The following is a 23,080-nucleotide window of genomic DNA, read 5'->3' on the forward strand; positions in this document are numbered from 1 at the left end:
AACGTCACTACCCCTGAATACGAAACGTCGTCGTTCGACGCCGATCATCGACCAGCCTCAATCCCTGTAGCACCAGCGAGCCGCCATGATCGCGAAACTGCAACGTCAGCAGACCGTCCGATGGCATCGCCGTTCGGGCCAGCGACACCTGAAGGAACTCCGGTCCTCTCAGAACGGATGTGACGGTGATCGGACCGCTCAGCCGGATCGGCGTCGCAAGGAGCAGACCGAGCGGGTTATGCGACAGGCCCATACGTGTCACGGAACCGTTGCGATCATCGCGCAGGACCAGATGACCGTTCGCAGCCTTCATGCTGAGGCCGTGCGGATAGGTGTAGTCGAGCTTCAGGTCGCCTGGTGAGTAGGTCAGAATCCCCTCGCCCACCCCGCCGTCGGGCCACACCTGCGAGAAACCGACCGAAAATTTGGATAACCCGTTAAGGTAGGCTTCCACCCTCGCGACATCGGTCTGGTCAGCAGGAGACAGCGCCGTCGAACCGCTTCCGGCGCAGGCGGCGACCGCAGCAGCGGTAGACAGGGAGAGTAACAGGGCTGCGCGACGTCCCAAAAACTGCGATGCGCTCACGCCGACGGCTCCACCGCCACCTTACCGACCGAAGCGTCCACCGGCGTGTCGAGGGTCAATGACAGAGCGTGCAATCCAGCATCGAACTCGCTCTGAAGCAGGGTATGCACGAGACGCGATCTTGCGACGCGATTGACGCCGCGAAACGCCTCGCTGACGATCAGAAGGCGAAAATGGGTCTCTTCAACACCTTCTCCCGGACCACGGGGCCGTCCGATATGTCCGGCGTGGCGATGACTGTCGTCGATCAGTTCAAAGCGAACCGGAGCGAGTTCCTTCTCCAGCAACTCCGAGATCCGCTGCGCCCGGGGACCTGTCGCTTCTTTGGCCATGATCAAGTTTCCTCCCGGTTTCCGCCATCGGCGTCGCGCCAAGGCAGGCTTCTGACGCACCGCATTCATATCCGCCCGGGCCAAGATGCCTCTTGCGCCTTGGGACCGCAGACACACATAACAGGGCCCATGATCAAACGGAACACACGCCACCGGGCTTTCGATCCCGACCCGGACGCGCCGGGGCGGTGTTGCGACGCGCCAGGCTGTACGCAGTCGGCGGGGTACAGGGCTCCACGGTCGCGAACCAGCCTGAATGAATATTTCTGGTTCTGCCTCGAGCACGTGCGCGAGTATAACGCACGGTGGGATTACTATAAGGGCATGAGCGCTGCGCAAATCGAGGCGCAACTCAAAGCCGACGTCTCCTGGGATCGACCGTCCTGGAAGCTGGGCTCCATCGGCAGGCAACCGTTTAACGAGGAAGATGTCCTCGATCCTCTGGACGTGCTGGGCGCGTCGCGGGCCGAGCGGGCTCGCCGTCGTCGGGAGAGCGCCGCGCCACGGGTCCCGGATCCGTTGCGAGAACCACTGGATACGATGGGTCTCAGATGGCCGGTTTCACTCGACGAGGTGAAAGCCCGTTACAAGGCGCTAGCCAAGAAGCACCACCCGGACGCCAACAACGGCGATCGGGGCGCGGAAGAACGCCTCAAGACGATCAACGTGGCGTATTCCACCCTGCGCACGCATCTTGCTTCTAATGTGGATAGCGGTCTCGAAAAGACCGCCTGACCGTGCCACACTTTCCCGGATACTGATGGACGGAAACGAAATGACCGCAACGACTGCCGAACTCGCCCCTACTTCCGCCTTCGCCGTGCCTGACATTCAGGTTTCCGCCCGCGAAGTTTTCGGCATCGACAGCGACCTGATGGTTCCGGCGTTCTCGAATCGTACCGAGCACGTGCCGCCAATCGATTCGTCCTATCGTTTCGACCACGACACCACGCTCGCGATTCTCGCAGGATTTGCGTTCAACCGACGTGTGCTGGTTCAGGGTTTCCACGGCACAGGCAAGTCGTCGCATGTGGAGCAGGTCTCGGCGCGCCTCAACTGGCCGTGCGTGCGCATCAACCTCGACAGCCATATCTCGCGCATCGATCTGGTGGGCAAGGACGCGATCGTCCTGAAAGATGGTAAGCAGATCACGGAATTCCGCGAAGGATTGCTGCCGTGGTGCCTCCAGCACCCCTGTGCGCTGGTATTCGACGAATATGACGCCGGACGCCCGGACGTGATGTTCGTGATTCAGCGCGTGCTTGAGGTCGACGGCAACCTGACCCTGCTGGATCAGAATCGCGTGATCCGCCCAAACCCTTTTTTCCGTCTGTTCGCCACGTCAAACACGGTGGGGCTTGGCGACACGACCGGCCTGTATCACGGAACGCAGCAGATCAATCAGGGGCAGATGGATCGCTGGAACATCGTAACCTCGCTCAACTACCTGCCGCATGAGCAGGAAGTTGCGATCGTGACATCCAAGCTCGGCATCTCCCCTGACGACAAGAAAGAACGCCAGACGATCGACAACATGGTGGCGCTCGCCGGGCTGACCCGGTCGGGCTTCATGGCCGGTGATCTTTCCACCGTCATGTCGCCGCGCACCGTCATCGCCTGGGCTGAGAATGAGCGCATCTTCAAGGATCTCGCCTTTGCCTTCCGCCTGACGTTTCTCAACAAATGCGACGAGGCCGAACGCGACATCGTCTCCGAATACTACCAGCGATGCTTCAATGCGGATCCTATGGGCAAGCGGCCGCGCTAAAGTGCGCACGTTTGCCGATCAGTCAGTCTTGTCGCTTCGGCGAGGCGGACAACTGATCCCCTCCTGGAGCGGCGCGCGCCACATTTTTGATAGCGTGACCACGCGTTCGTTTAGAAGCAGATATTGAAGGCGCCGGATGAAAAATGCCGTTCCTCCGAAAAGCTGCTTTCCGCGAAGCGCTAGCCGCCATTTTTTGAGCGCCTATGGCAACGTGTACGTGTGAAGAGGGGGGCATTCCTCCACATCCGAACACGTTTTTGAAACAACTCGTTGAAACGCGTTGCGACAGGTCGAATCTGCGGCGCGCTTCAGACACATATCCCTTTTCGTCGGCTATGCTTAAAGGGACTATGCTCTAGCGCAGGACGGAGATCACAATGGCCGAGCAGCGCCCGCCGCGAAATTCGACGCCCGACGCCAACGATCACGTCGAGACGTTCCGTCGCGCTACGGTCGGCGCGTTGCGCGCCATCGGCGGGCGCGCCAACACCGAAGTGAGCTTCCACAGCGGCGCGATCCCCATTGGCGGCCTGGATCAGGAAGCGCCAGTACGGCTGCCCATGCCCTCACGGCACTTCGACCGGGACGAAGCCGCGCGCATTCGCGGGATGGCGGACGCGCAGGCTCTGCGCCTGCGTCATCATGACGCCGAATTGCACCTTTCCCGGCAGCCGCAGGAACAATCCGCCCGCTCTGTCTATGACGCGCTTGAACAGGCCCGCGTGGAGACGCTGGGTTCACGGCACATGCTCGGCGTAGCGGCGAACCTCGCCGTTCGCATGGATCAGGAACTGCGCGACGCGGGCGTGGAGCGGATGGCGTCGAAAGACGATATGCCTCCCTCTCTGGCGCTCGGCCTGCTCGCCCGCGAGAAATTGAGCGGCCAGCCCGTCCCGGCGTCAGCGCGCGATCTGGTCGACGCCTGGCGTGAATCCCTGCCCGACGTCGCGCGACAGGCGCTCGATGGATTGGCGGCTGTGCAGGAGGATCAGGAGGCTTACGCCAGGGCGTCACGGCAGTTGATGGCAGCCTGCTCCCTGATTGAGGCTGACGCCGAAACTCCGGAAATCAGCAACGACCCGGACGGCGACGAGAGCGGAACGCAGGACGAGGCCGAAGAGCCGCCTCCTGCGCCCGAGGACGAGCCCACCCCTTCCGATATCGAAGAGCAAGGCGGTCTGGAGCCCCAGCTCATGGAGGGCACGGGGGAAGCCGGAGAGCCCGACGAGACTTCCGAAGGAGAAGCCGGCGACGCAGACGGCGCCGGAGATCCTGCGGGCCCCAGCGAGCCGACGAACACGCCCCCCGGCGACACTGCGCGCGGCTACCACGCCTTCACGACCCAATTCGATGAGGAAATCGCAGCGGAAGACCTCTGTGACGGCGAAGAGTTAGGACGCCTGCGCCAGCAACTCGACCTTCAGCTTGCCAGCCTTCATGGCGTTATTTCGCGTCTGGCCAACAAATTGCAACGCAAGCTGATGGCCCAGCAGACCCGTGCGTGGGAGTTCGATCTGGAGGAAGGAATCCTCGATGCGGGCCGCCTCTCGCGCATCGTGGTCAACCCGATGCTTTCCCTCTCCTACAAGCGCGAGCGGGAAACCGAATTTCGCGACACCACGGTAACGCTTCTGATCGACAACTCCGGATCCATGCGCGGCCGCCCGATTTCGGTCGCAGCCATGTGCGGCGACATTATGGCCAGAACGCTGGAGCGGTGCGGCGTGAAGGTCGAGATTCTCGGCTTCACCACCCGCGCCTGGAAAGGCGGACAGAGCCGAGAGAAATGGACCGCCGAAGGAAAACCGAAAAATCCCGGACGCCTGAACGATCTGCGGCACATCATCTATAAGGCCGCCGACATGCCATGGCGCCGTGCGCGTCGTAATCTCGGGCTTATGCTGCGCGAGGGGCTGCTGAAGGAAAACATCGACGGAGAAGCGCTGTTCTGGGCCTGGCGCCGGTTGAAGGTGCGGCCCGAGCAGCGGAAAATCCTGATGGTGATCTCTGACGGCGCCCCGGTCGACGACAGCACGCTGTCGGTGAACGCGGGCTCCTATCTTGAAGACCACCTGCGCGAGACGATCGCCATGATCGAAGGACGCAGCGGGGTCGAACTGATCGCCATCGGCATCGGCCATGACGTGACGCGCTATTACCGTCGCGCCGTCACCATTACGGACGCCGAGCAGCTCGGCGGCACGATGATGAAGAAGTTGTCGGAATTGTTCGACGAGGACCGAGGCCCTTCCCGCTCACGCGCCGCCTGAGCGGGAGGAGGCACAAGCCAGAACTGCGTCAACAAGACGCTCGACGTCGGCGTACTCCGTTCGATGGTTCACGATGGCGGCGCGAATGACCTTGCGTCCGTTGATCACCGTAGTTGACGGCGCAGCTATACCGCTTTCCTGCAAGTCCTTGACGATTTCACCATTCAGGATGTCGTTCTCGACGTCGTCGCATTCCCGCGCGCAAACCCTGAAACAGACAATATTGAGCGAAATCGGCGCCATGAGTTCGAGCATAGGCTCCGCCTCCACCAGCTGCCCCAGACGGCGCGCCACAGCACAGCACCGATCAACCATCTCTCCCAGGCGGCGCGTGCCGTACACCGAAAGCGTCGCCCAAACCTTGAGCGCCCGAAAGCCGCGCGACAGATCGGGGCCAAGGTCACAGAACCACGGCGCGCCGGCCGCAAGCCCCCGGTCTTCGCGCGACAGATAGGACAGACTTTGCGCGAAAGCCGTCGCGTGGCGCTCTGGATCACGTACCAGAACGCATCCGGCGTCATAGGGAGCCTGCGCCCATTTGTGAAAGTCGAAGGCGACGCTGTCAGCCCGCTCCAGCCCGACCAGACGGGGGCGGATCGTCTCGGACAGAACAGCCGTCGCCCCGAACGCGCCGTCGACGTGGAACCACAGCCCTTCGCCTTTAGCGACGCCCGCAATCCCATCGAGAGGATCGATCGCTCCCGTATCGACGGATCCAGCTGTGCCGACGACGAGAAAGGGCTCCAGTCCGGCGGCACGGTCCGCCTCGATCATTCGCCGCAGCGCCGCCACGTCCATTCTGAACTCCTGGTCGACGTCGACAAGCCGCAACGCCTCTGACCCAAGTCCGGCCATATCGAACGCGCGACTGACGCAACCATGCACGGTCTTGCCCGCGTATCCCACGAGGCGTCTGCTCTGCAGGCCAGCAGTCCGGAGCGACAGACCACCCGGCGCGGCACGGCTCGCCACGATCACGGCGATGAAATTCGCCATGGAAGAGCCTGTCACCAGCAGCCCGCTCGCGTCCTCCGGCAGGCCCATCAGCGTTGCGGCCCAGCGGATGACCATACGCTCGACCTCCACCGGCGCGTGGTCGCGTCCCCCGAGATTGGCGTTCAGTCCCGCCGCCAGCATATCCGCCGCCATGCCGACCGGCGTGCCGCCGCCGTGAACCCACCCCATGAAACCGGGATGCCGGTTGCCCGTGGCGTAAGGAAGCACATCCTCCCGGAAGGAGCGCCGCCATGCTTCAAGCGAACCGGCCCCGCTTGGAACCTGCGCTGCACGGAAAGCAGAGCGACGCTCATCAGGAAGAGGCCGCCAGACCGGCCCGTCGCGAAGCGCCGCCAGGTCGTTGATCATGTCATCCAGCATGAGATGCGCCTGAGAGCGGAACTCGGTCCATTCCTGCTCGCTCTGCGGATCCAGCGAATGCCCGGGCGTCGAGGTCGGCGGCTCGTTCATGCGTCTCTATCTCCACAATGGCGGTCTGTGTATCGGCCCACGCCGATGTGAACCTCTCGCCCTGCCCGCGCAACCATGCCGAGGCAAGTGCGCCTTCGATAGGCGCCCGGCGCCATCTTCAAGATAGCCAGATGTATTCAACCGACGTGCGAAAACAGGGCGACAAGGCCACTCGCCGCAACGGCATGCGAGACGGCGTTTTGAAAAGGCGTCGCAAGCGCTGTAGAGTCAGTACGGTATCGACGTTCCGCGATTGTGGCGCGTCAGCAGCCTCGAGGATGAGCCAATAGTCATGTTCTTCAGTGGATTCACTCTCACGACGCTGAAGGTGAACGACATCCCGTGGCGCCTACGCTCCGGCGGCGCAGGACCCGCGCTCATGCTGCTTCATGGTCGTCCGGAAACGCATGTCGCCTGGCACGCGGTCGCGCCCGCATTTACGAATAGATACTCCGTTATCTGTCCTGATCTCCATCCTGAACTCCCACCGCAACGGCAGGCCGAGGACCTTCTCGCGCTGGCGACCGCCATGGGACATGATCGGCTTATTCTGGCGGGACAGGACGCCGGAGCGCAGATCGCCTGCCAGATTGCCGCCCTGGCGCCGGAACGGGTCGCTGGCGTAATCGCTCTGGAAGCTCTGCCCGGCATGAACCATACCGGTCGAGACGATATGGCGTATTCTCTCGCCCAGTATGAGAGTTGTTGGTTCGGTCAGTTGCATCCAAAGCCGGAAGCGGGCGCGGTTCAGACCCCGCCGGAATGGCAACGCGCGCCTGACGAGCAGGCTGGTATATTCGCGCCAGAGGCCGTCGCAGATTACACCCATATGGCGCTGTGGCCCCAATCGACGTCGAGTTACTGGCCTCAGGGCGAGCTCTCGCTTCAATGCCCTCTATTGGTTCTCTGGGGTAAGTCGGGGCGTATTGGCGGGTGGTATGATCCGCCGACCCTATGGCGGGAAATCGCCCACGGACATGTGTCTGGCCACGCGCTCGACGCCAGTTTTTTCCTTACGGAAGAAGCGCCGGGCGAAGTCTGTAAAGCTTTCGAAGGGTTCCTCTCTACACTGCCTTAAAGGCGACCAGAGCACCCTTCGAGCACGCGCGGATGGTGGAGCGGTCATGGCTTCGCGTGAAACAGGCGGCCAGATCATGACCGACTCACGCAACATGAACGCTCCAGCACTCAGGCGTTTCACCCGAACAGCGCTGTGATCAGTGATGATGTGCTGGCGGAAGAAATTCCAAACACACTGAGCGCGACATTCGTGTTGCTTCCGTCCGATCCGTAGAGGGAAAGAAGCGTCGCAGGTTGCGAGGACGTCTGGGGGGTGATCTGTAACATTGCGAGATAACGTTCAGCGTATTTCTGAATTTTTTCTGTGCTCGAAAAATCTGAAAGGTTAACGCTTTTCTTGAGCATCTGGACCTGCTGATCGTAATCCAGTGCGCCAAATTCAGTCGGGTCGTAGCCGGACACCGTCTCAACGACTTTGAGTAGCGTCGAATCTGACATGATCTGCGACAGGGTCATATCGGTCGTCATGGCGCGCGTAAAATAAAGCGCGTTCCCGATCCCGGACCCGTTACTGGCGTCGTTCAGGTGAGACTCGTATTTCGACTCCTCGTAACTTGTGACGATGGACGAAATTGATGAGGCGTCACTGAAGGGTGAGGACGACGAGGCGCTCGACGACGAACTGGCCTGATTCCAGACTGAAAACGCGGCTGCGAATTTTTGCCATGCCGGATTGGCCGACTTTGCGGCGACGGAACTCGTGGAGCTTGGATCCTGCGTGAGCAGGTCTTTCACCAGCGCTGTTTCGTTCTGGATCGAGCTCAAGCCGTATGCGCCAAGAACGACCGCCAACGCTTTGTAATTGCTCATCAAGCTGGAAGCGGACGTAATGTTGACCGCGTCCTTTTCGAAGGTCGAGATATAGTTCTGCTCGACGCCGTCGGTCTTCGCGTATGTCGCCGCTGACTCGGACTCGTCAGTCATCGCCTGAAGATATGTCGCTACAGGCGACAGCCCCGAGACCGTTCCGCTCATGCTCTCCGCTCCTTCGCCACGACACCTCTCCCGCGCCTGAGGGATGTCACACTGTGGCCCGCGAGATAGTAGACGCTGATGTTCAATCACTTCGTTGCGCAACCCGATTGACGACAGGTCGGCTGACAGGACGCGCGCGAACCAAAAACTCCGAAGGCAAGATGAAACCCAATCGTTAACGCCGACTTAAAGTCATGGAAGGCGTGAGGCGGCGAAATCACTTGGCGAACGTCTCAATTCTTGCTTGGCTGCAACAATCCGCCTTGGCAAGAACGCCATCGGCGGTCAGGCACAAGGGACGCGAATGGGCGATAGCGCAGACGAATCCGTCACACACCACGGGACGCAGAACGCGGCGTCACCGCCTCAACATCGGGAAGGTCTTTTCTCGGGCTATCTCAACGACGCTTTCTTCTGCGAATTGACTAACAGCGGCGGTCCACCGGATCCCCGTATCTTGCAACTCCGCGAACGGCTCGGCGCTCTGGAGCTTGGAGATCTTCGCAACCGCGCAGCCAACGCCGAGCGCGAGCTCTACAATCTCGGAATCACCTTCACCGTCTATTCCGAGCGCAACTCGATCGACCGCATCCTTCCGTTCGATCTGGTGCCGCGCGTGCTGACAAACCCCGAATGGCGTCATGTCGAAGCGGGCGTGCGCCAGCGCGTGACGGCCCTGAACATGTTCCTGTGGGACATCTACCACGATCAGGCGATCCTGAAGGATGACGTCGTGCCGCGGGAACTCGTCGTCGGGAACGCGAATTACTGCCCGCAGATGATCGGCCTCGACGTGCCCGGCAAAACCTATGTCCACGTCAGCGGCACCGATCTGGTGCGCGATGACGACGGGACGTTTCTGGTGCTTGAGGACAACGCGCGGACGCCTTCGGGCGTCTCCTACGTAATCGAGAACCGACACACGATGCTTCGTGTGATGCCGGACGTCGCTGCTGGCATAGACCTTTTGCCAGTCGACGATTACGGGGTGCAACTGCAGAAAGCGCTGGCGGAAGTCGCGCCGGAGGGCGTGGACGACCCGCAGGTGGTTCTGCTCTCCCCCGGCATCTATAACTCAGCATATTTCGAGCATGTATTTCTTGCCCGTGAAATGGGCGTGCCGCTGGTCGAGGGGCAGGACCTGACCATCGAGAACGACAAGGTCTACATGCGCACCACCGCTGGCCTTCGGCCAGTGCACTCCATCTATCGCCGCCTGAATGATGAATTCCTTGATCCCGACGCCTTCAATCCCTCGAGCATGCTTGGCGTCCCCGGGCTGGTCTCCGCCTACCGGAAAGGCAACATCACGATAGCCAACGCTCTTGGAACCGGCGTCGCAGACGATAAGGCGGTGTACGCCTATTTGCCGCGCATCATCCGATATTACCTGTCGGAAGAACCGATCCTGAAGAACGTGGAGACGCATATCTGCGCGGAGCCTGAAGGGCTCGCCTACACGCTCGCCAATCTGGAAAATCTGGTGGCCAAACCGGTCGGCGAATCCGGCGGCTATGGCCTGATCATCGGTCCCCACGCCACGCGCGAGGAGCTGGCGGAATTCCGTACAAAACTTCGAGCGGATCCCGCCAATTACATCAGTCAGCCAGTCGTCAGGCTCTCTGTCTCTCCGACGCTTTGTGAAACGGGCCTTGAGCCGCGCCATGTGGATCTTCGTCCGTTCGCCGTGACTGGACGGTCCACATGGGTTCTTCCCGGCGGCTTGTCGCGGGTCGCGCTCAAACGCGGGTCTCTGGTTGTCAATTCGTCGCAGGGCGGCGGCTCTAAAGATACGTGGGTGCTGGCGTCATGAGCATGTCACTCGATCCTGTAGCAACGCTATCGCCCCACCCACTCCTCTCCCGATACGCCGAATGCTCAATGTGGCTGGCGCGGTATATGGAGCGTATCGAAAATTTGGCGCGCATCATCGACGTAACCGAAACGTTCGTCCGCTCAGGCGCATCCGACGGCTGGCGGGCGATCGTACAAATCAACGCCGACGAGGAGCGATTTTACGCCTCGCATTCGAAAGCGACAGCCGACCGGGTCATCGCCTTTTACGTGATCGACGCGGAAAATCCGACCTCGATCACGTCGCTCGCCCTCGCCGCCCGTGAAAACGCGCGCGCGCTGCGTCCGCTGATTTCGACCGAGATGTGGAGCCAGCTCAACATCTTCACGCAGTTCCTGCGCGGCCTGCGCGCCGAGGACATCCGCCCAAGCGAGATTTCGCAGCTTTGCGCACGCATCAAGCAGGAGTGCCAGACTCATACGGGCATCACCGAAGGCACGTTTTACCGCGATCAGGCGAGCCTGTTCTACAACGCGGGACGCCAGCTGGAGCGTGCCGACCAGATCACCCGCCTGATCGACATTAAGTACCACACACTGCTGCCTGTCGCCGCTGGTGTCGGATCGGAAGTCGACATCAGCCAGTGGACCTCCGTCCTGCGTTCAGCGGCGGGCTATCACGCCTATCGCCGTGTGATGGCGGGCGACCTCCGGCCATCGAGCGTCGTCGGCTTCCTGCTGAAGAGCGAGGCCTTTCCCCGCTCTCTCGTGTGCAGCCTTCGGCACTTGCACAATAACGTCAGCCGGTTACGCAGCGATTACCGCCTGAGAGACGCAGGCGGCATCGTCGAGAGGATCGAGTTCCTCAGAGCCGGGCTGGATGACCAAACTGTGGGCCAGATCATCACGCGCGGTCTCCACGAATTCCTCGATTGGGTGCAGCGACAGTTGCAGGATGTGCAGACCGAGGTGGCGCAGGCTTTCTGGCCGCCTCCCCGGCCTGTCTCCGCTCCTGATCCTGTTACGATCGAAATGTCGGGGCAAACCCAGTCGCAGTCCTGACCGCACACGCCGCGCGTTTTTCAGACTGCGTCAAAGAGGCTTTTTTGGTGGGCAAAAGGGGCGCGATCTCCCTATGATCGCGCCATGAACATGCTCGCCCCCGTTAACGCCAAGGTAGAGGTCGAAATCGTCTTCGATTTCGTTTGCGCCTGGTGTTACATCGGGATCGAGCAACTCGTTTCGGCGCTTGCGCAACGCGACGACGTGGACTGCAGCCTGCGGTGGCGGCCATTCCTGCTGAACCCCTCTCTTCCCGGCGTTGGAGTGAGCTTCGTCGATTACCTCCGGTCTCGTCACGGATCCGACGAGCGTGCTGCACGCATTTGTAGCCTGATAGCTGTTCAGGCGCACGAGGCCGGGCTGGACATACGCTTCGAAAGGATCGCACGCGTCAGGCCAACCATCGACGCGCATCGACTGCTCGTATGGGCCGGAGCCAGAGGCGATTGCCTCAATCTCGCTCGTGCGATTTTTGCGGCGTATTTCCGGGACGGCGCCGATATCGCCGACCACTTGACGCTCGCGGACCTTGCCGCAGCGCAAGGGTTCGACCGGGAAATCGCCTTGCAGTTCCTCGCCGGACAGACCCTGACCGGAACAGTCATCGCAGACCACGTCGCAGCGCAAAAATCCGGGATCAACGGCGTTCCGTCAGTAGTAATCGGCGGCCTCGGGCTGACCGGCGTTCATGACGCCCGGGTGTTCGACAAGATTTTCGACGCGGCGTGCCCACAGCGGAACATGGACCAGAAGACCGGCGACGCGTTCTCCCACACGTTGTTCGAATGGTCGGGCGGCGCGTGACGAAGACCTGCGTGTTGGACAGGTGACTGCTTTGCCAGACTACAATCGTAATTTCGCTATTGCGCTGGGCGCCGCCGTTTCGTCCGTGCGCAAACTCAAATAACGGACGAAGACGGGACACAGTCTCCCGGCGATCGCGGGAGTTGCACGCGCGTTGCGGCTCAGCCCGCCTGAACGATTCTGGCGTCCTCCTGCTCCGCCCGTTTGGCGAAACGACGCGCCAGCACTGCGCAAACGAAAAGCTGAATCTGATGGTAAATCATTAGAGGCAGCACCACGAGGCCAACTGTGGCCGGAGCGAACAGTACGTTCGCCATAGGCACCCCGGACGCCAAGGTCTTTTTCGAACCGCAAAACACGATGGCGACTTCATCTTCGCGCGAAAATCCGGCCAACCTGCTGCCAAAGCCGGTCACGAAGAGAACGAGGAACAGCAAAACGGTGTCGAGAGCCGCGATCATGCCAATCTGCTCAAGCGGAAGGCGCGTCCACAGCCCTTGCGTCACGGCTTCGCTGAACGCCGTGTAGACGACGATCAGGATAGAACCGCGATCAGTCATCGACAGAAGTTTTTTGTTCCGGTGCGCCCAGCCGCCGATCCACGGCTGCAGCAATTGCCCCAGCACGAACGGCAGCAGCAGTTGCAGCACGATATTCAGCACGCCGCCGGATTGCGCCCCGTGACGGGCCAGCACCAGACCCACCAGAAGCGGCGTGATGAATATGCCAACGATATTGGACGCGGTCGCCGCGCACACCGCCGCAGGCACATTGCCGCGGCCGATCGACGTGAAAGCGATGGACGACTGCACTGTCGACGGCAGACAGCACAGGAACAGCATGCCCATCCAAACGTCGCCGAGCAGTAGCCCCGGCGCCACTGCGTGCAGCAGCAGGCCCAGAGCGGGGAACAGGACGAAGGTCGCGCACAGGATCGTCAGATGCAGCCGCCAGTGAGTCAGTCCCTGCACCACGGCTTCTCGCGAGAGGCGTGCGCCCTGCAGAAAAAACATAATGGCGATAACTGCGACAGCCAGCCCGTTGAACACGGGCACAGCAGCGCCATGACAGGGGATAAACGTTGCGACGATCAGCGTCGCAATCAGGCACAGCAGGAACGGGTCCGGTTTAAACAGCATCGCAACATCCAGTCTGCGCGACGAAGCGCGTGTTATTTTTGTTGTTGAAGGCAAGAATGGACGTCATGCCTCTCAAACTTCAAGACCACACCCACGCTGGCTCGTCCAGATTACAGGTGCCGTGGCGTGCCATGACGCCATTGCGAACCGCGCGGCTTTCGGTCAGGGTCGGCGTCACATGACCATGTTGAGCCACACCTCCGCCGGGAAAACCGGATTCCGCGCGCGCAGCGCGTTCGCGCTTGTTCTGCTGTGCGGAACGTTCGCTCCCGCCCTGGCTGCGCCGCCGCCAGCCGGATGCGCGCGCATCAGCCACGACGGTGGCTCAGGCGGCGCGATGACCCACGTCCATGTATCCATGGACGACGGAGCCGCAACGCTCGACGCCACGCGCGAAACTTATACAGGATCCGACGATGGCGTCGCAGACGCGGCGTCAGTTCTGCTTCTTTCCGCGTTCATCGGGCTGCATAAATCGGCGTGCTCGGCGTGGCTTGAAGCCGAGGGCAAGCAGGCCGAAGCGGATTTGGCCGACAAACAGAAGCTGAGCGTGGGCTGGAGCGGCGCGCATATCAAGCGCCATGAGTTGCAACTTGGACTAGGCGACGCGCGGCTTTCGGTGAGCATCGACGGAACGCAGGCCAACGCGAATCTGAGTATGTCCGGTGTGACCATAACGGGCGTCTCCGCTCCCTCCCTCGCGCCGCAATCCGCTGCCGCCGCCTTCTCGTTGCCGCTCAAGGACGTCGCGACGTTGATGGCGGCGACGGGCGGCAAGCCGTCGTCCATGCCCGCAGTGCATGTCACGATCAATTCGCTGACCGCACGTCGTGACCAGATTCAGTTCACCGGACATGGCGTCGCGACTCTGACGGGCGACGTCAACCACACGTCGGCGTCCGGCCATCTCGAGGTGCGACATATCAAGGATCTCATAGACCTCGCGCGACAGGACTCTCAGATGCGGGTCGCCGCGGCGCTCGTGCTGGCGCGACTGGTCAGCCATCGCGACGGAGACGTCAGCGCGTGGGACACGACCTGGGAAGGCGGCGTGCTCACCGTCAACGGCGTGCCCCTTCCGCTGAAATAATCGGGCGCTCTGCCGTCGTTTCGCCGGAAATTGCCCGCTCGCCCGGTCTCAGCCATGCTCGCGCCACAAACTCAGGCGATTCGCCTGAGGATAAACGTTCTATCTGCCGTCCACAGGAGACATCGCATGCGGCTTAGCCTCGCCTCCCGGCTACTTTTATCGGTGACGGCCACGCTCAGCCTCGCCAGCGCCCCCGGCGTCGCCAGCGCTGCGGCGTCGCAGCAAACTCTGGTCGATAAAGCCACTCTGGCCGTTCAGGACATGTTCGTGGGCGCCACGCCCACCAGCAAGATCCAGCGTTACCTGACGCAGGCGCGCGCAGTTCTCGTCTGTCCGTCGATCTTCCGCATGTCGATCGGCATTGGCGGGTCTGGCGGCGGTTGCCTTCTGCTGGCCCGCGACGCACGTGGTTCATGGTCCGATCCGGCGTTCTATACGCTCAGTTCAGGGTCCGTAGGCATCCAGCTCGGCGTGCAGGATTCCGAAGCGATGTTTTTCGTCATGACCGATCGTGGTCTGCAGGCATTGCTCGACAGCCAGTTCAAGTTCGGCGCCGACGCCTCAGCCTCCTTCGCCACGATGGGAAGCGGTATCGAAAGCGGCACCACGGGGCGTTCCAACACCGACATCATGGCCGTCCAGAAATCCAAAGGGCTGTTCGCTGGCGCCGCGTTGGGCGGTTCGAAACTCACGACCAACAGCGGCGCCAATCGGTCCTATTACAACCAGCCCGTCGGGCCGGAAGACATCGTGATCGCCATGCGGGTCAACAATCCCGGCGCCGATCCCTTGCGCGAAATTCTGACACGCTACGGCGCGCAGACAGCCGCGGCTCCACTTCCCGCGCCATCAGCAGGAGCAGCGGCCAGCGCCGTCGACAACACGCAACCCACTGCGTTGACGCCTTATACACCGCCTGCGACTGGCGGCGTGACGAGCGAGTCTCTGGCGGCGCCGACGCATCACTGAGAAAATCCATACCCCCAACCCTGATGTTCTCAGGGTTGGGGAGTGGCCCTCATCTCGGCCGTATTTCCACGCAAGATTGCGATATTGCGGTTGTGCTCTTCCAAAGACGCCGCGAAACGATGCCCGCCCTTACCCGACGCAACGAAATACAGATCGTCCCCGGACGCGGGGTGAGCGACCGCCTGCAGAGAGGCCAACCCCGGCGAACAGATCGGACCTGGCGGCAGACCTGAGGACACATAGGTATTGTAGGGACTCGGAAACGCCATATCGGCATGAGTCAACGGGCGCCTCAGAGGCCCGGCGCCGTCGTTAATGGCGTATATTGTCGTCGGATCCGATTGCAACTTCATCCCGAGACGCAAGCGATTCAGGAAGATGCGCGCGATGTGCGGCCTCTCATCCGGCACACCCGTCTCCTTTTCGACGATGGACGCCAGCGTTACCAGTTCTTCCGGCGTCTTCAGAGGAAGCTCCGGGGCGCGTGCCGCCCAGACCTCCGCGACGTCCCGGCGCATCGCCGCTCGCATACGGCCGACAAGCGCCGACCGCTCAACGCCCCTTGGATAATCGTAAGTCTGCGGAGCAGTATCGCCTTCCACCGGAACGGGGACCGTCCCCAGGAGAAACGGCGCGCCGTTCACAAGCGCTGCAATCTGCCGGGCGGTCAGTCCCTCGGGTATCGTCAACCAATGTCGAACGGGCAGACCGTGACGGAGCACCTGCAAGATCTGCTCCATCGAAGCGGCGGCTGGAAACTCCAGTTCGGCCGCATGCAACTGGCCATCATGCCGCGTCGCGATGATCGCCAGTCGGAACAACTGCGTATCGAGCCACCCGACGGGCAATGCGCTCTGGTCCTGCAACGCGCGGATCGTGCTGGCGTAACCGCCATGCGGAATGACGATCGCGACCTGCGCAGGCAAAGGGCCGGGCGCCCGATAGCGCCATACGCCCGCGCCGACGATTACGGCGCAAACCGCGACGAAAACGACCAACACGCCCAGAGCGCGCCGGAAGCGTCGCGGCGTTTTTGAACTGCTCATGAAATTGCGGCGTCACGCGTCCGTAGCGGCGACCCGCCACGACGCCGTCCACTCCGCGCCAGGCCCCAGATGCAGCAGGCCTGGCTTCTCCTTGAAGGCGCCGGAAAAATTCGCCGGAGAGGCATGGCCGCGCCATGGCTCGATGCAGAGGAACGGCGCGCCTTCCTTGCTCCATACGCCGAGTTCGTCAAACCCCGCCCATTTCACGCGAAGACCCTTCGCGCCGGGGCGTCCAAACCATACGGAGCGCGAGTCCACGGAATCGAAAATCACCGCGTCCTCGACGAACAGGGAATCGGAGAGCTTGAGAACGCGCCCATCGACCGGCGACGGAAAGGTCTCATCCAAAAGCAATCCGCCCGCGACACGGCGGATCGGCTCGCTTTCCAGCTGCTCGAAGATGATTTCGTAATCTTCCCGTGCCTCGCCGGGGTGAAGTGGCCAGTTGAACGCTGGATGAACGCCCAGAGACGCCGGAAGCGCCTTGCGTTCGTCGGGGTTCGTGATCGTATAGGTGGCGATCAGCTGTCCTGCTGATACGCGGTAGGCGATCCGCAGGACGAATGCGAACGGAAAGACGGCCTGCGTTTCATCGTCGGCGCAAAGTTCAAGCACGCAGCCAGTCGGCGTGCGCTCGATCCATTCGAACACGCGATCACGGGCGAAGCCGTGTTGCGTCATTCGGTAGGTTTTGCCGTCGATCAGAGCCTGATCGTCCGCAAGCCGACCTACGATAGGAAAGAGAACGGGCGAATGCCGCCGCCATTCGGGACCTGCGTTCCACAGCGCGTCGAGATCGCCGTCGAAGACCAACGCAGACAGCTCCGCCCCCGCAGCGCTCACCGTAGCCAGACAGGATTCGTCGCCGAACTGGTGGCTGATGTCGGTCATCCTGCACTCCCTGCCGCGAGCTTACTTCGTATTCCCGACCCGCCGAATGCGAGTCTCTGACCGGTACAGTAATGTATCCATGCGCGAAGCGTAATGCGTGACGCGGATACGTGAGGCGCGGGACGCGACCAGTTCCGGATCGATTGAACTCTTCGCCATTACTGGCCGGGACGTTTCCGCCGAATTTCGGGAAGGCGGGAATACTGTATCTTATTATTTCTCCTAGCTGTCCGCCTGTTCAGATGAGTCCATTCTGAGCAGGTCTCGTCGCCAAAAGCGGCGCGCTGCGCTCGCACGCGCCGCGACGTCCCGCATACACGGCATCAGTCATCCAGAAGGCGATCTCGCGGATGCGGAGCAGGCGCCCGGATGGCCACTTCGGACGCGGCCGATCCGCGCCCGGACAGCGACGGATGAGTCATGAACCACTCATGGGCGGAAAACGGCTTTCCACCCGGGTCGAGACGTCGCCATTGGCCGGTTTTCTCCAGAATCCAGGAGTGGAGGTTGTCCTTCAGATCGGTGATCATGATCTGGTCCAGCACCTGCGCATGAACGGTGGCGTTGGTGATCGGCACCAGGCTTTCCACGCGCCAGTCCATGTTACGGGTCATCCAGTCAGCCGAGGAAATATAGACCTTCGCTGACCGTGACGGCATCCGTCGCCCGTCCCCGAACGCGTAAATTCGCGCATGTTCAAGAAAACGACCAACGATCGACTTGACGTGAATATTTTCGGAAAGCCCCGGCACTCCGGGCCGCAGGCAGCATATGCCCCGCACGACCGCCATGACCTTCACCCCGGCGCACGACGCCTCGTAAAGCTTGTCGATCAGGCGCGGATCGACAAGCGCGTTCATTTTCAGCCAGATATTTCCCGGCCGTCCCGCCCGCACATGCTCGATCTCCGCGTCGATCAACGCCACCAGCGTCGAACGACACGTCAGCGGCGAGAACGCGATAGCCTCCATCCGCGCTGGCATCGCGTAACCCGTCACGTAGTTGAACAGCCGCGCCGAATCCCGCGCCAGTTCGGGGTTGCATGTGAAAAAGGAGAGATCCGTGTAAACGCGCGCGGTGATCGGGTGATAGTTTCCTGTTCCAAAATGTGCGTAGGACCGGACGACGCTGCCTTCCCGCCGCACGACGAGGCTGAGCTTCGCATGGGTCTTCAGGTCCGGGAATCCAAAGACTACCTGCGCGCCTGCCGCCTCCAGCGCGCGCGACAGGCGAATATTCGCTTCCTCATCGAAACGGGCGCGCAGTTCGACCATCGCGGTCACGGACTTGCCGGCCTCGGCGGCCTCGATCAGAGCCTTGACAATCGGGCTGTCGCGTGACGTCCGGTAGAGCGTCTGCTTGATGGCGATTACGTTCGGGTCGAGGGCGGCCTGGCGCAGAAATTGCACCACAACGTCGAAGCTTTCGAACGGGTGATGAACGATCAGGTCCTTCGCGCGGATCGCGGCGAAACAGTCTCCGCCGAAATCGACGATCCGCTCCGGGAAGCGCGGCGTGTAGGGCGGGAACAGCAGATCAGGCCTATCGTCGACGATCATCTGCTTGAGATCGACGACGCCAATCATCCCGGAATGGATCGACACTTCCTCTGGTGGCAGATCGAGTTCATCGACGATGGCGTCAGCGAGTTCAGGGGGAACGCGCTCCTCCATGTCGAGATGGATCACAACGCCCCGACGGCGACGCTTCAGGGCTGTCTCGTAAGAGCGCACGAGATCCTCGGCTTCATCCTCGAACTCGACATCCGTGTCGCGTATGACTCGCATCATGCCGCTCTCGCCAATGGACAGGCCGGGATACAACCGGTCAATGCACATCGTGATCAGGTCTTCGAGCAGCACGAAGCGCACCTGCGGCGGCTTGCCGGGCGGCGACGGCAGGCGGATGAAGCGTTCGATCTGGGCGGGCAACAGGATCAGCCCGTTCATGACGAACGCGCCTGTGTCGGCCGAAACCAGCCGCAGGCCAAGCGCCAGTCCCATGTTCGGGATGAATGGCAGAGGATGCGCAGGATCGACGGCCAGAGGCGTGAGCACCGGAAAAACCCGGTCCATGAAGTGCGCGCTCAACCACGCCCGGTCCGCCTCATCCAGATCATCAAGCGCGCAGAGAATGACCCCCGCCTCCATCAGTTGCTGACGGACATCGCCCCAGATGCGCTGCTGGTTACGCAGCAGCCGCGCCGACTGCTCCCGCACGGCCGCGAGTTGCAACGCCGGCGTCAGGCCATCGGGAGACAGGGAGACAAGACCCTCGCGCACCTGTCCGACCAAACCGGCCACGCGAACCGAATAGAATTCGTCGAGATTGTTCGCGCTGATCGAGAGAAAGCGCAGACGTTCAAGCAGCGGATTGCGGGGATTCTCGGCTTCTTCGACGACGCGCTGATTGAAGGCTAGCCACGAGAGCTCACGGTTGATGAAACGATCCGGAGAGTCCTTTTCGATGGCTTCATGCATCAATGCGGGCGGGCGGGCGCGGGTCGAAATTTTCTCCGTTTGAAACGCTTTCCCGGATTTGCGCGCGGGAGGTTTGGCTTTCGCGGTCGTCGACGCGTCGCTCGTCGATTTTATCGTTGCGGATCGCGCGCTCGGGCGCTTCGAATTCGCCGCTCCTGTTGTCGCTGCTTTCGCAGGCGCCGACCGTGATCCGGACAGGACGGAGGCGCCACGCGCCCTTCCGGCGGCGACTTTGCCTTCTGAATTTTCGTGAACGTTTCCACCGTGCGTCGTTGCGTTAGAATTCGGTTTCCGCCGTCCAGTCAAAATAGAACTCCCCATACCTCTGCGACGATCACTCGTCGTCACATCAATTGACCAGCGTAGGCGCACGCCTGTGCTCTGTCATATGACAAATTCAAGGGGAGATATTTCGGGGACAAAAGACGCCAGCAATGGCGACGTCACGGCCTCCATGGGCGTCAATGGATGTTATGTGCAACGTCCATGAGTTTGTAATTATTTTATTTAAAAACAGTACCTTACAACGGCTTTATAAAAAATCTGCCTTGAAGGTCTGATTTATTTTTTCTTAAATATCATGCAATTAATAGATAAATCAAAGAAGTAAGATTAACCAGCTACCCGCTGTAGTTCTCCAGTAATTCTTCAATCAACGCGGACGCTGCCGCGCGGTCGAAAGCCGCGCCCGTGCTGAGCGACGCCGCGTCAATCCGCTGCACCGCCAACTGTACCGCGCGCGCTTCGCGAGGCAGACGCGGCAACATCCACTCGACAACTGACGCCGCGACAACAAGCTGGCGTTCCGCGAGCAACCGCAGCATCAGGCGGCGCAGCAACACGTCTTCGGCCGGGCCAAGGCTGACGGCCATCGTCGCACGCACACGGCTTTGCAGGTCTGGCACCGTCAGCCGCCAGCGCGCGGGCGCCTGACGCGCGGTCATCAGCACGGGCGCGCCGAGTTCGCGCGCCAGATTCAGCGCCTGTAGCAAGGCGACCTCATCCACGGCGTCGTCAGAAAGGTCGTCAATAGCCAAAGCGCCAGGACCATCTCCGGCCGCGAGGTTTTTGACCACGTCAACATCCAGAGCGCGGGCCTCGATCACCTTTGCCTCATGACGCGCCGCCCATACGCGCAGGAGATGCGTCTTCCCGCGTCCCGGACCGCCCCACAAAAGCAACCGCCGATCCGGCCAGCCTTCGATCGTTCGCTGACCAAAGAGCCACGCACGGGCGGCGGCGTTGGAGCGGGCCGGCACAAAGCCTGCTTCGTCGAGCACTGGCTGGTGAGAGAAAGGCAGCGCAATCTGGCTGCGACCGGACGACGGTGGCGACGAAGGCAGCGCGAGCGTCCCCTGAACAGGTTTGCGTTCCTCCGCGCCCGCAGGGTTTTCGGGTGCATCGGCGCATTTCATGTCGCAAACCCGGTCCGTCACTGCTATGCGCGCCGCTTCGCCTGCCTTAAAGGAAACTCCCACGCGCCAGGGACATGACGCGCCCGTCGCTTTCACATATTACCGGACGGGCCTGCGGCCAATGGCCGTATTACGATGGGCGGCGACATACGCCCTCTCACCATTTACTTCGAGACGAGATCGAGATGACCCAATCCTCCGCGAAAGGCCTTACCTACCGTGAAGCCGGCGTGGATATCGAGGCTGGAGACGCTCTGGTCGAGGCGATCAAGCCCGCCGCGCGCGCCACAACCCGGTCAGGCGTCATGGGCGGACTTGGCGGCTTCGGCGCGCTGTTCGACCTGAAGGCCGCCGGGTTCAAGGACCCGATTCTCGTCTCCTGCACCGACGGCGTCGGGACGAAACTGAATCTCGCCATAGATTCGGGCCTTCATGAAACAGTCGGAATCGACTTGGTCGCCATGTGCGTGAACGATCTGGTGGTTCAGGGCGCCGAACCGCTGTTCTTTCTCGACTACTTCGCCACAGGGCGTCTCGCCGTCGAAGACGCCGCCAAGGTGGTGAAAGGCATCGCTGAGGGATGCCGTCAGTCCGGCTGCGCCCTTGTGGGCGGCGAAACGGCGGAAATGCCCGGCATGTACGCCCCCGGCCACTACGATCTGGCCGGGTTCTCCGTTGGCGCGGCCGAACGTGAAAATTTGCTGCCGGGCGCCATCCGTCCGGGCGACAGTCTGATCGGACTGACCGCAAGCGGCGTTCATTCGAATGGCTTTTCGCTGGTCCGCCGAGTGATTGAGGCCGCTGGCCTTACCCTTTCCGACCCGGCGCCGTTCGCCCCCGGTTCGTCTCTCGGCGAAGCGCTGATGACGCCGACGCGCCTTTACGTTTCGACAGTGCTGACCCTGCACCGCGAAGGGCTGTTGACGGGCGCCGCCCACATCACCGGCGGCGGCCTGCCGGGTAATCTGCCGCGCGTTCTCCCCGCAGGGACCGGGGCTGTCGTCGAACACGCCTGGACTCCATTACCTGTGTTCCAGTGGCTGGCGGCCGCCGGAGGCGTGTCGGACGAAGAGATGCTTCGCGTGTTCAACTGTGGCGTCGGCATGGTTCTTGTCACCCCTGAACCGGACGCTGTGATGAAGCGCCTCGCCGAAATGGGCGAAACCGGCGTGCTGTTAGGCCATGTGGAGGCTACCGAAGCTGGCGCGACGCCGGGGCTGCGGTTCCTCTCCACGCCGCGCTTCGACGGCGAGTGAGCCTGTCGCGATGACGGCGGTAGCCGAGAAAACGCCAATCGGCATTCTGATCAGCGGTCGGGGTAGCAACATGCGCTCCCTGATCGCAGCCTGCGCAGATCCGGAGTTTCCGGCGTCCGTCTCGCTGGTGCTGAGCAACGATCCCGACGCGCCCGGTCTCCGGACAGCCGCTGATGCGGGATTGGCGACCCGGGCCGTGCCGCACCGCGAATTTGGCCGGAATCGTGAGGCGCATGAACGCGTCATTGACGCCGCCCTGCGCGAAGCGGGCGTGAAGTTCGTTTGTCTCGCCGGGTATATGCGATTGCTGACGCCCTTCATGACGGACGCCTGGGCCGGGCGCATGATCAACATCCATCCAAGCCTGCTGCCGCTGTTTCCCGGAACGCACACGCATGAGCGTGCGCTTGAGGCTGGCGTGCGGGTCCATGGCTGCACGGTGCATCATGTGACCGCCGGAATGGACGAGGGGCCGATCATCGCGCAGGCGGCGGTTCCGGTCCTGCCGGGCGACACGCCGGACATGCTCGCCGCACGGGTGCTCGAACAGGAGCATCGCCTGTATCCGGCCGCCCTGCGGCGGTTGCTTCAGCCGGAACATGCCGAAGCGGGTTGCTCCGGCGACGCGGCGCTGCTCGTCGCCTGAAGGCGACGCG

Annotated in this window: 21 protein-coding genes; 12 read left to right on the plus strand and 9 right to left on the minus strand. The window is 61.9% G+C overall.

Features of this window, described 5'->3' with window-relative positions:
• Nucleotides 1–7: 7 nt before the first annotated feature.
• Together G442_RS0100230 and G442_RS0100235 are read right to left on the minus strand one after the other, a co-directional pair.
• Nucleotides 8–586, minus strand: coding sequence for a LolA family protein (locus G442_RS0100230; protein ID WP_026396356.1), 579 nt, complete (start codon nucleotides 584–586; stop codon nucleotides 8–10).
• Complete coding sequence (locus G442_RS0100235) at nucleotides 583–918, minus strand: BolA family protein (RefSeq protein ID WP_026396357.1); 336 nt, start codon at nucleotides 916–918, stop codon at nucleotides 583–585. The genes G442_RS0100230 and G442_RS0100235 overlap by 4 nt, the downstream gene beginning before the upstream one ends.
• 129 nt (nucleotides 919–1,047) lie before the next feature.
• On the opposite strand from G442_RS0100235, the gene G442_RS0100240 reads away from it, so the two are divergent.
• The 3 genes from G442_RS0100240 to cobT all read left to right on the plus strand — a co-directional run bounded on the left by G442_RS0100240 (nucleotide 1,048) and on the right by cobT (nucleotide 4,956).
• Complete coding sequence (locus G442_RS0100240) at nucleotides 1,048–1,653, plus strand: J domain-containing protein (protein ID WP_026396358.1); 606 nt, start codon at nucleotides 1,048–1,050, stop codon at nucleotides 1,651–1,653.
• A gap of 40 nt (nucleotides 1,654–1,693) precedes the next feature.
• On the plus strand, nucleotides 1,694–2,686 hold the full coding sequence (cobS, locus tag G442_RS0100245) for a cobaltochelatase subunit CobS (RefSeq protein WP_026396359.1): 993 nt from the start codon (nucleotides 1,694–1,696) through the stop codon (nucleotides 2,684–2,686).
• Nucleotides 2,687–3,063: 377 nt separating this feature from the next.
• Nucleotides 3,064–4,956 carry a cobaltochelatase subunit CobT gene (gene cobT, locus G442_RS0100250; protein ID WP_026396360.1) on the plus strand — a complete coding sequence of 631 codons (1,893 nt, stop codon included), beginning with the start codon at nucleotides 3,064–3,066 and terminating at the stop codon, nucleotides 4,954–4,956.
• On the opposite strand, the gene G442_RS0100255 is transcribed toward cobT, so the two are convergent.
• Nucleotides 4,942–6,423 (minus strand): pyridoxal phosphate-dependent decarboxylase family protein, encoded by a 1,482-nt coding sequence (locus G442_RS0100255; protein WP_051291757.1) that lies wholly within the window; start codon nucleotides 6,421–6,423, stop codon nucleotides 4,942–4,944. The two genes, cobT and G442_RS0100255, sit on opposite strands and share 15 nt — an antisense overlap.
• 292 nt (nucleotides 6,424–6,715) lie before the next feature.
• Here G442_RS0100255 and G442_RS0100260 point away from each other — a divergent pair, with 292 nt between their 5' ends.
• On the plus strand, nucleotides 6,716–7,501 hold the full coding sequence (locus tag G442_RS0100260) for an alpha/beta fold hydrolase (protein ID WP_026396362.1): 786 nt from the start codon (nucleotides 6,716–6,718) through the stop codon (nucleotides 7,499–7,501).
• Between the two features lie 119 nt (nucleotides 7,502–7,620).
• Here G442_RS0100260 and G442_RS0100265 read toward each other — a convergent pair whose 3' ends face one another.
• Complete coding sequence (locus G442_RS0100265; protein WP_026396363.1) at nucleotides 7,621–8,478, minus strand: DUF1217 domain-containing protein; 858 nt, start codon at nucleotides 8,476–8,478, stop codon at nucleotides 7,621–7,623.
• Between the two features lie 304 nt (nucleotides 8,479–8,782).
• Between G442_RS0100265 and G442_RS0100270 the strand changes: the two genes are divergently transcribed.
• From G442_RS0100270 to G442_RS20145, 3 genes are all read left to right on the plus strand, one after another.
• A complete protein-coding gene (locus G442_RS0100270; protein ID WP_026396364.1) occupies nucleotides 8,783–10,291 on the plus strand; it encodes a circularly permuted type 2 ATP-grasp protein in 1,509 nt (502 codons plus the stop codon).
• Nucleotides 10,288–11,334, plus strand: coding sequence for an alpha-E domain-containing protein (locus G442_RS0100275; RefSeq protein WP_246789270.1), 1,047 nt, complete (start codon nucleotides 10,288–10,290; stop codon nucleotides 11,332–11,334). The genes G442_RS0100270 and G442_RS0100275 overlap by 4 nt, the downstream gene beginning before the upstream one ends.
• An 84-nt stretch (nucleotides 11,335–11,418) precedes the next feature.
• Nucleotides 11,419–12,138 carry a DsbA family oxidoreductase gene (locus G442_RS20145; protein ID WP_051291758.1) on the plus strand — a complete coding sequence of 240 codons (720 nt, stop codon included), beginning with the start codon at nucleotides 11,419–11,421 and terminating at the stop codon, nucleotides 12,136–12,138.
• 161 nt (nucleotides 12,139–12,299) lie between these two features.
• Here G442_RS20145 and G442_RS0100285 read toward each other — a convergent pair whose 3' ends face one another.
• A complete protein-coding gene (locus G442_RS0100285) occupies nucleotides 12,300–13,277 on the minus strand; it encodes a bile acid:sodium symporter family protein (protein ID WP_026396366.1) in 978 nt (325 codons plus the stop codon).
• Between the two features lie 178 nt (nucleotides 13,278–13,455).
• Between G442_RS0100285 and G442_RS0100290 the strand changes: the two genes are divergently transcribed.
• Nucleotides 13,456–14,367, plus strand: coding sequence for a hypothetical protein (locus G442_RS0100290; protein WP_026396367.1), 912 nt, complete (start codon nucleotides 13,456–13,458; stop codon nucleotides 14,365–14,367).
• Nucleotides 14,368–14,493: 126 nt separating this feature from the next.
• Complete coding sequence (locus G442_RS0100295; RefSeq protein ID WP_026396368.1) at nucleotides 14,494–15,336, plus strand: lipid-binding SYLF domain-containing protein; 843 nt, start codon at nucleotides 14,494–14,496, stop codon at nucleotides 15,334–15,336.
• Nucleotides 15,337–15,365: 29 nt separating this feature from the next.
• Here the strand turns inward: G442_RS0100295 and mltG are convergent, their stop codons facing one another.
• The 3 genes from mltG to G442_RS0100310 all read right to left on the minus strand — a co-directional run bounded on the left by mltG (nucleotide 15,366) and on the right by G442_RS0100310 (nucleotide 19,753).
• Nucleotides 15,366–16,382, minus strand: coding sequence for an endolytic transglycosylase MltG (mltG, locus tag G442_RS0100300; protein WP_084440268.1), 1,017 nt, complete (start codon nucleotides 16,380–16,382; stop codon nucleotides 15,366–15,368).
• Nucleotides 16,383–16,394: 12 nt separating this feature from the next.
• Nucleotides 16,395–17,273: an aldose 1-epimerase family protein gene (locus tag G442_RS0100305; protein WP_026396370.1), complete on the minus strand. Its 879-nt coding sequence runs from the start codon at nucleotides 17,271–17,273 to the stop codon at nucleotides 16,395–16,397.
• Nucleotides 17,274–17,596: 323 nt separating this feature from the next.
• Entirely contained in the window at nucleotides 17,597–19,753 is a 2,157-nt protein-coding gene (locus G442_RS0100310) for an RNA degradosome polyphosphate kinase (protein ID WP_146882050.1), read from the minus strand.
• 73 nt (nucleotides 19,754–19,826) lie between these two features.
• Here G442_RS0100310 and G442_RS24780 point away from each other — a divergent pair, with 73 nt between their 5' ends.
• Nucleotides 19,827–20,006: a hypothetical protein gene (locus G442_RS24780; protein WP_146882052.1), complete on the plus strand. Its 180-nt coding sequence runs from the start codon at nucleotides 19,827–19,829 to the stop codon at nucleotides 20,004–20,006.
• A gap of 367 nt (nucleotides 20,007–20,373) precedes the next feature.
• Here G442_RS24780 and G442_RS0100315 read toward each other — a convergent pair whose 3' ends face one another.
• Entirely contained in the window at nucleotides 20,374–21,168 is a 795-nt protein-coding gene (locus G442_RS0100315; RefSeq protein ID WP_035375986.1) for a P-loop NTPase family protein, read from the minus strand.
• A gap of 185 nt (nucleotides 21,169–21,353) precedes the next feature.
• On the opposite strand from G442_RS0100315, the gene purM reads away from it, so the two are divergent.
• Together purM and purN are read left to right on the plus strand one after the other, a co-directional pair.
• Nucleotides 21,354–22,424 carry a phosphoribosylformylglycinamidine cyclo-ligase gene (gene purM / locus G442_RS0100320; protein WP_026396373.1) on the plus strand — a complete coding sequence of 357 codons (1,071 nt, stop codon included), beginning with the start codon at nucleotides 21,354–21,356 and terminating at the stop codon, nucleotides 22,422–22,424.
• Between the two features lie 10 nt (nucleotides 22,425–22,434).
• Nucleotides 22,435–23,070 (plus strand): phosphoribosylglycinamide formyltransferase, encoded by a 636-nt coding sequence (purN, locus tag G442_RS0100325; protein ID WP_026396374.1) that lies wholly within the window; start codon nucleotides 22,435–22,437, stop codon nucleotides 23,068–23,070.
• The last annotated feature ends 10 nt before the right edge of the window (nucleotides 23,071–23,080 follow it).

This window comes from Acetobacter nitrogenifigens DSM 23921 = NBRC 105050 (genome assembly GCF_000429165.1).
GTDB classification, from domain to species: domain Bacteria; phylum Pseudomonadota; class Alphaproteobacteria; order Acetobacterales; family Acetobacteraceae; genus Acetobacter; species Acetobacter nitrogenifigens.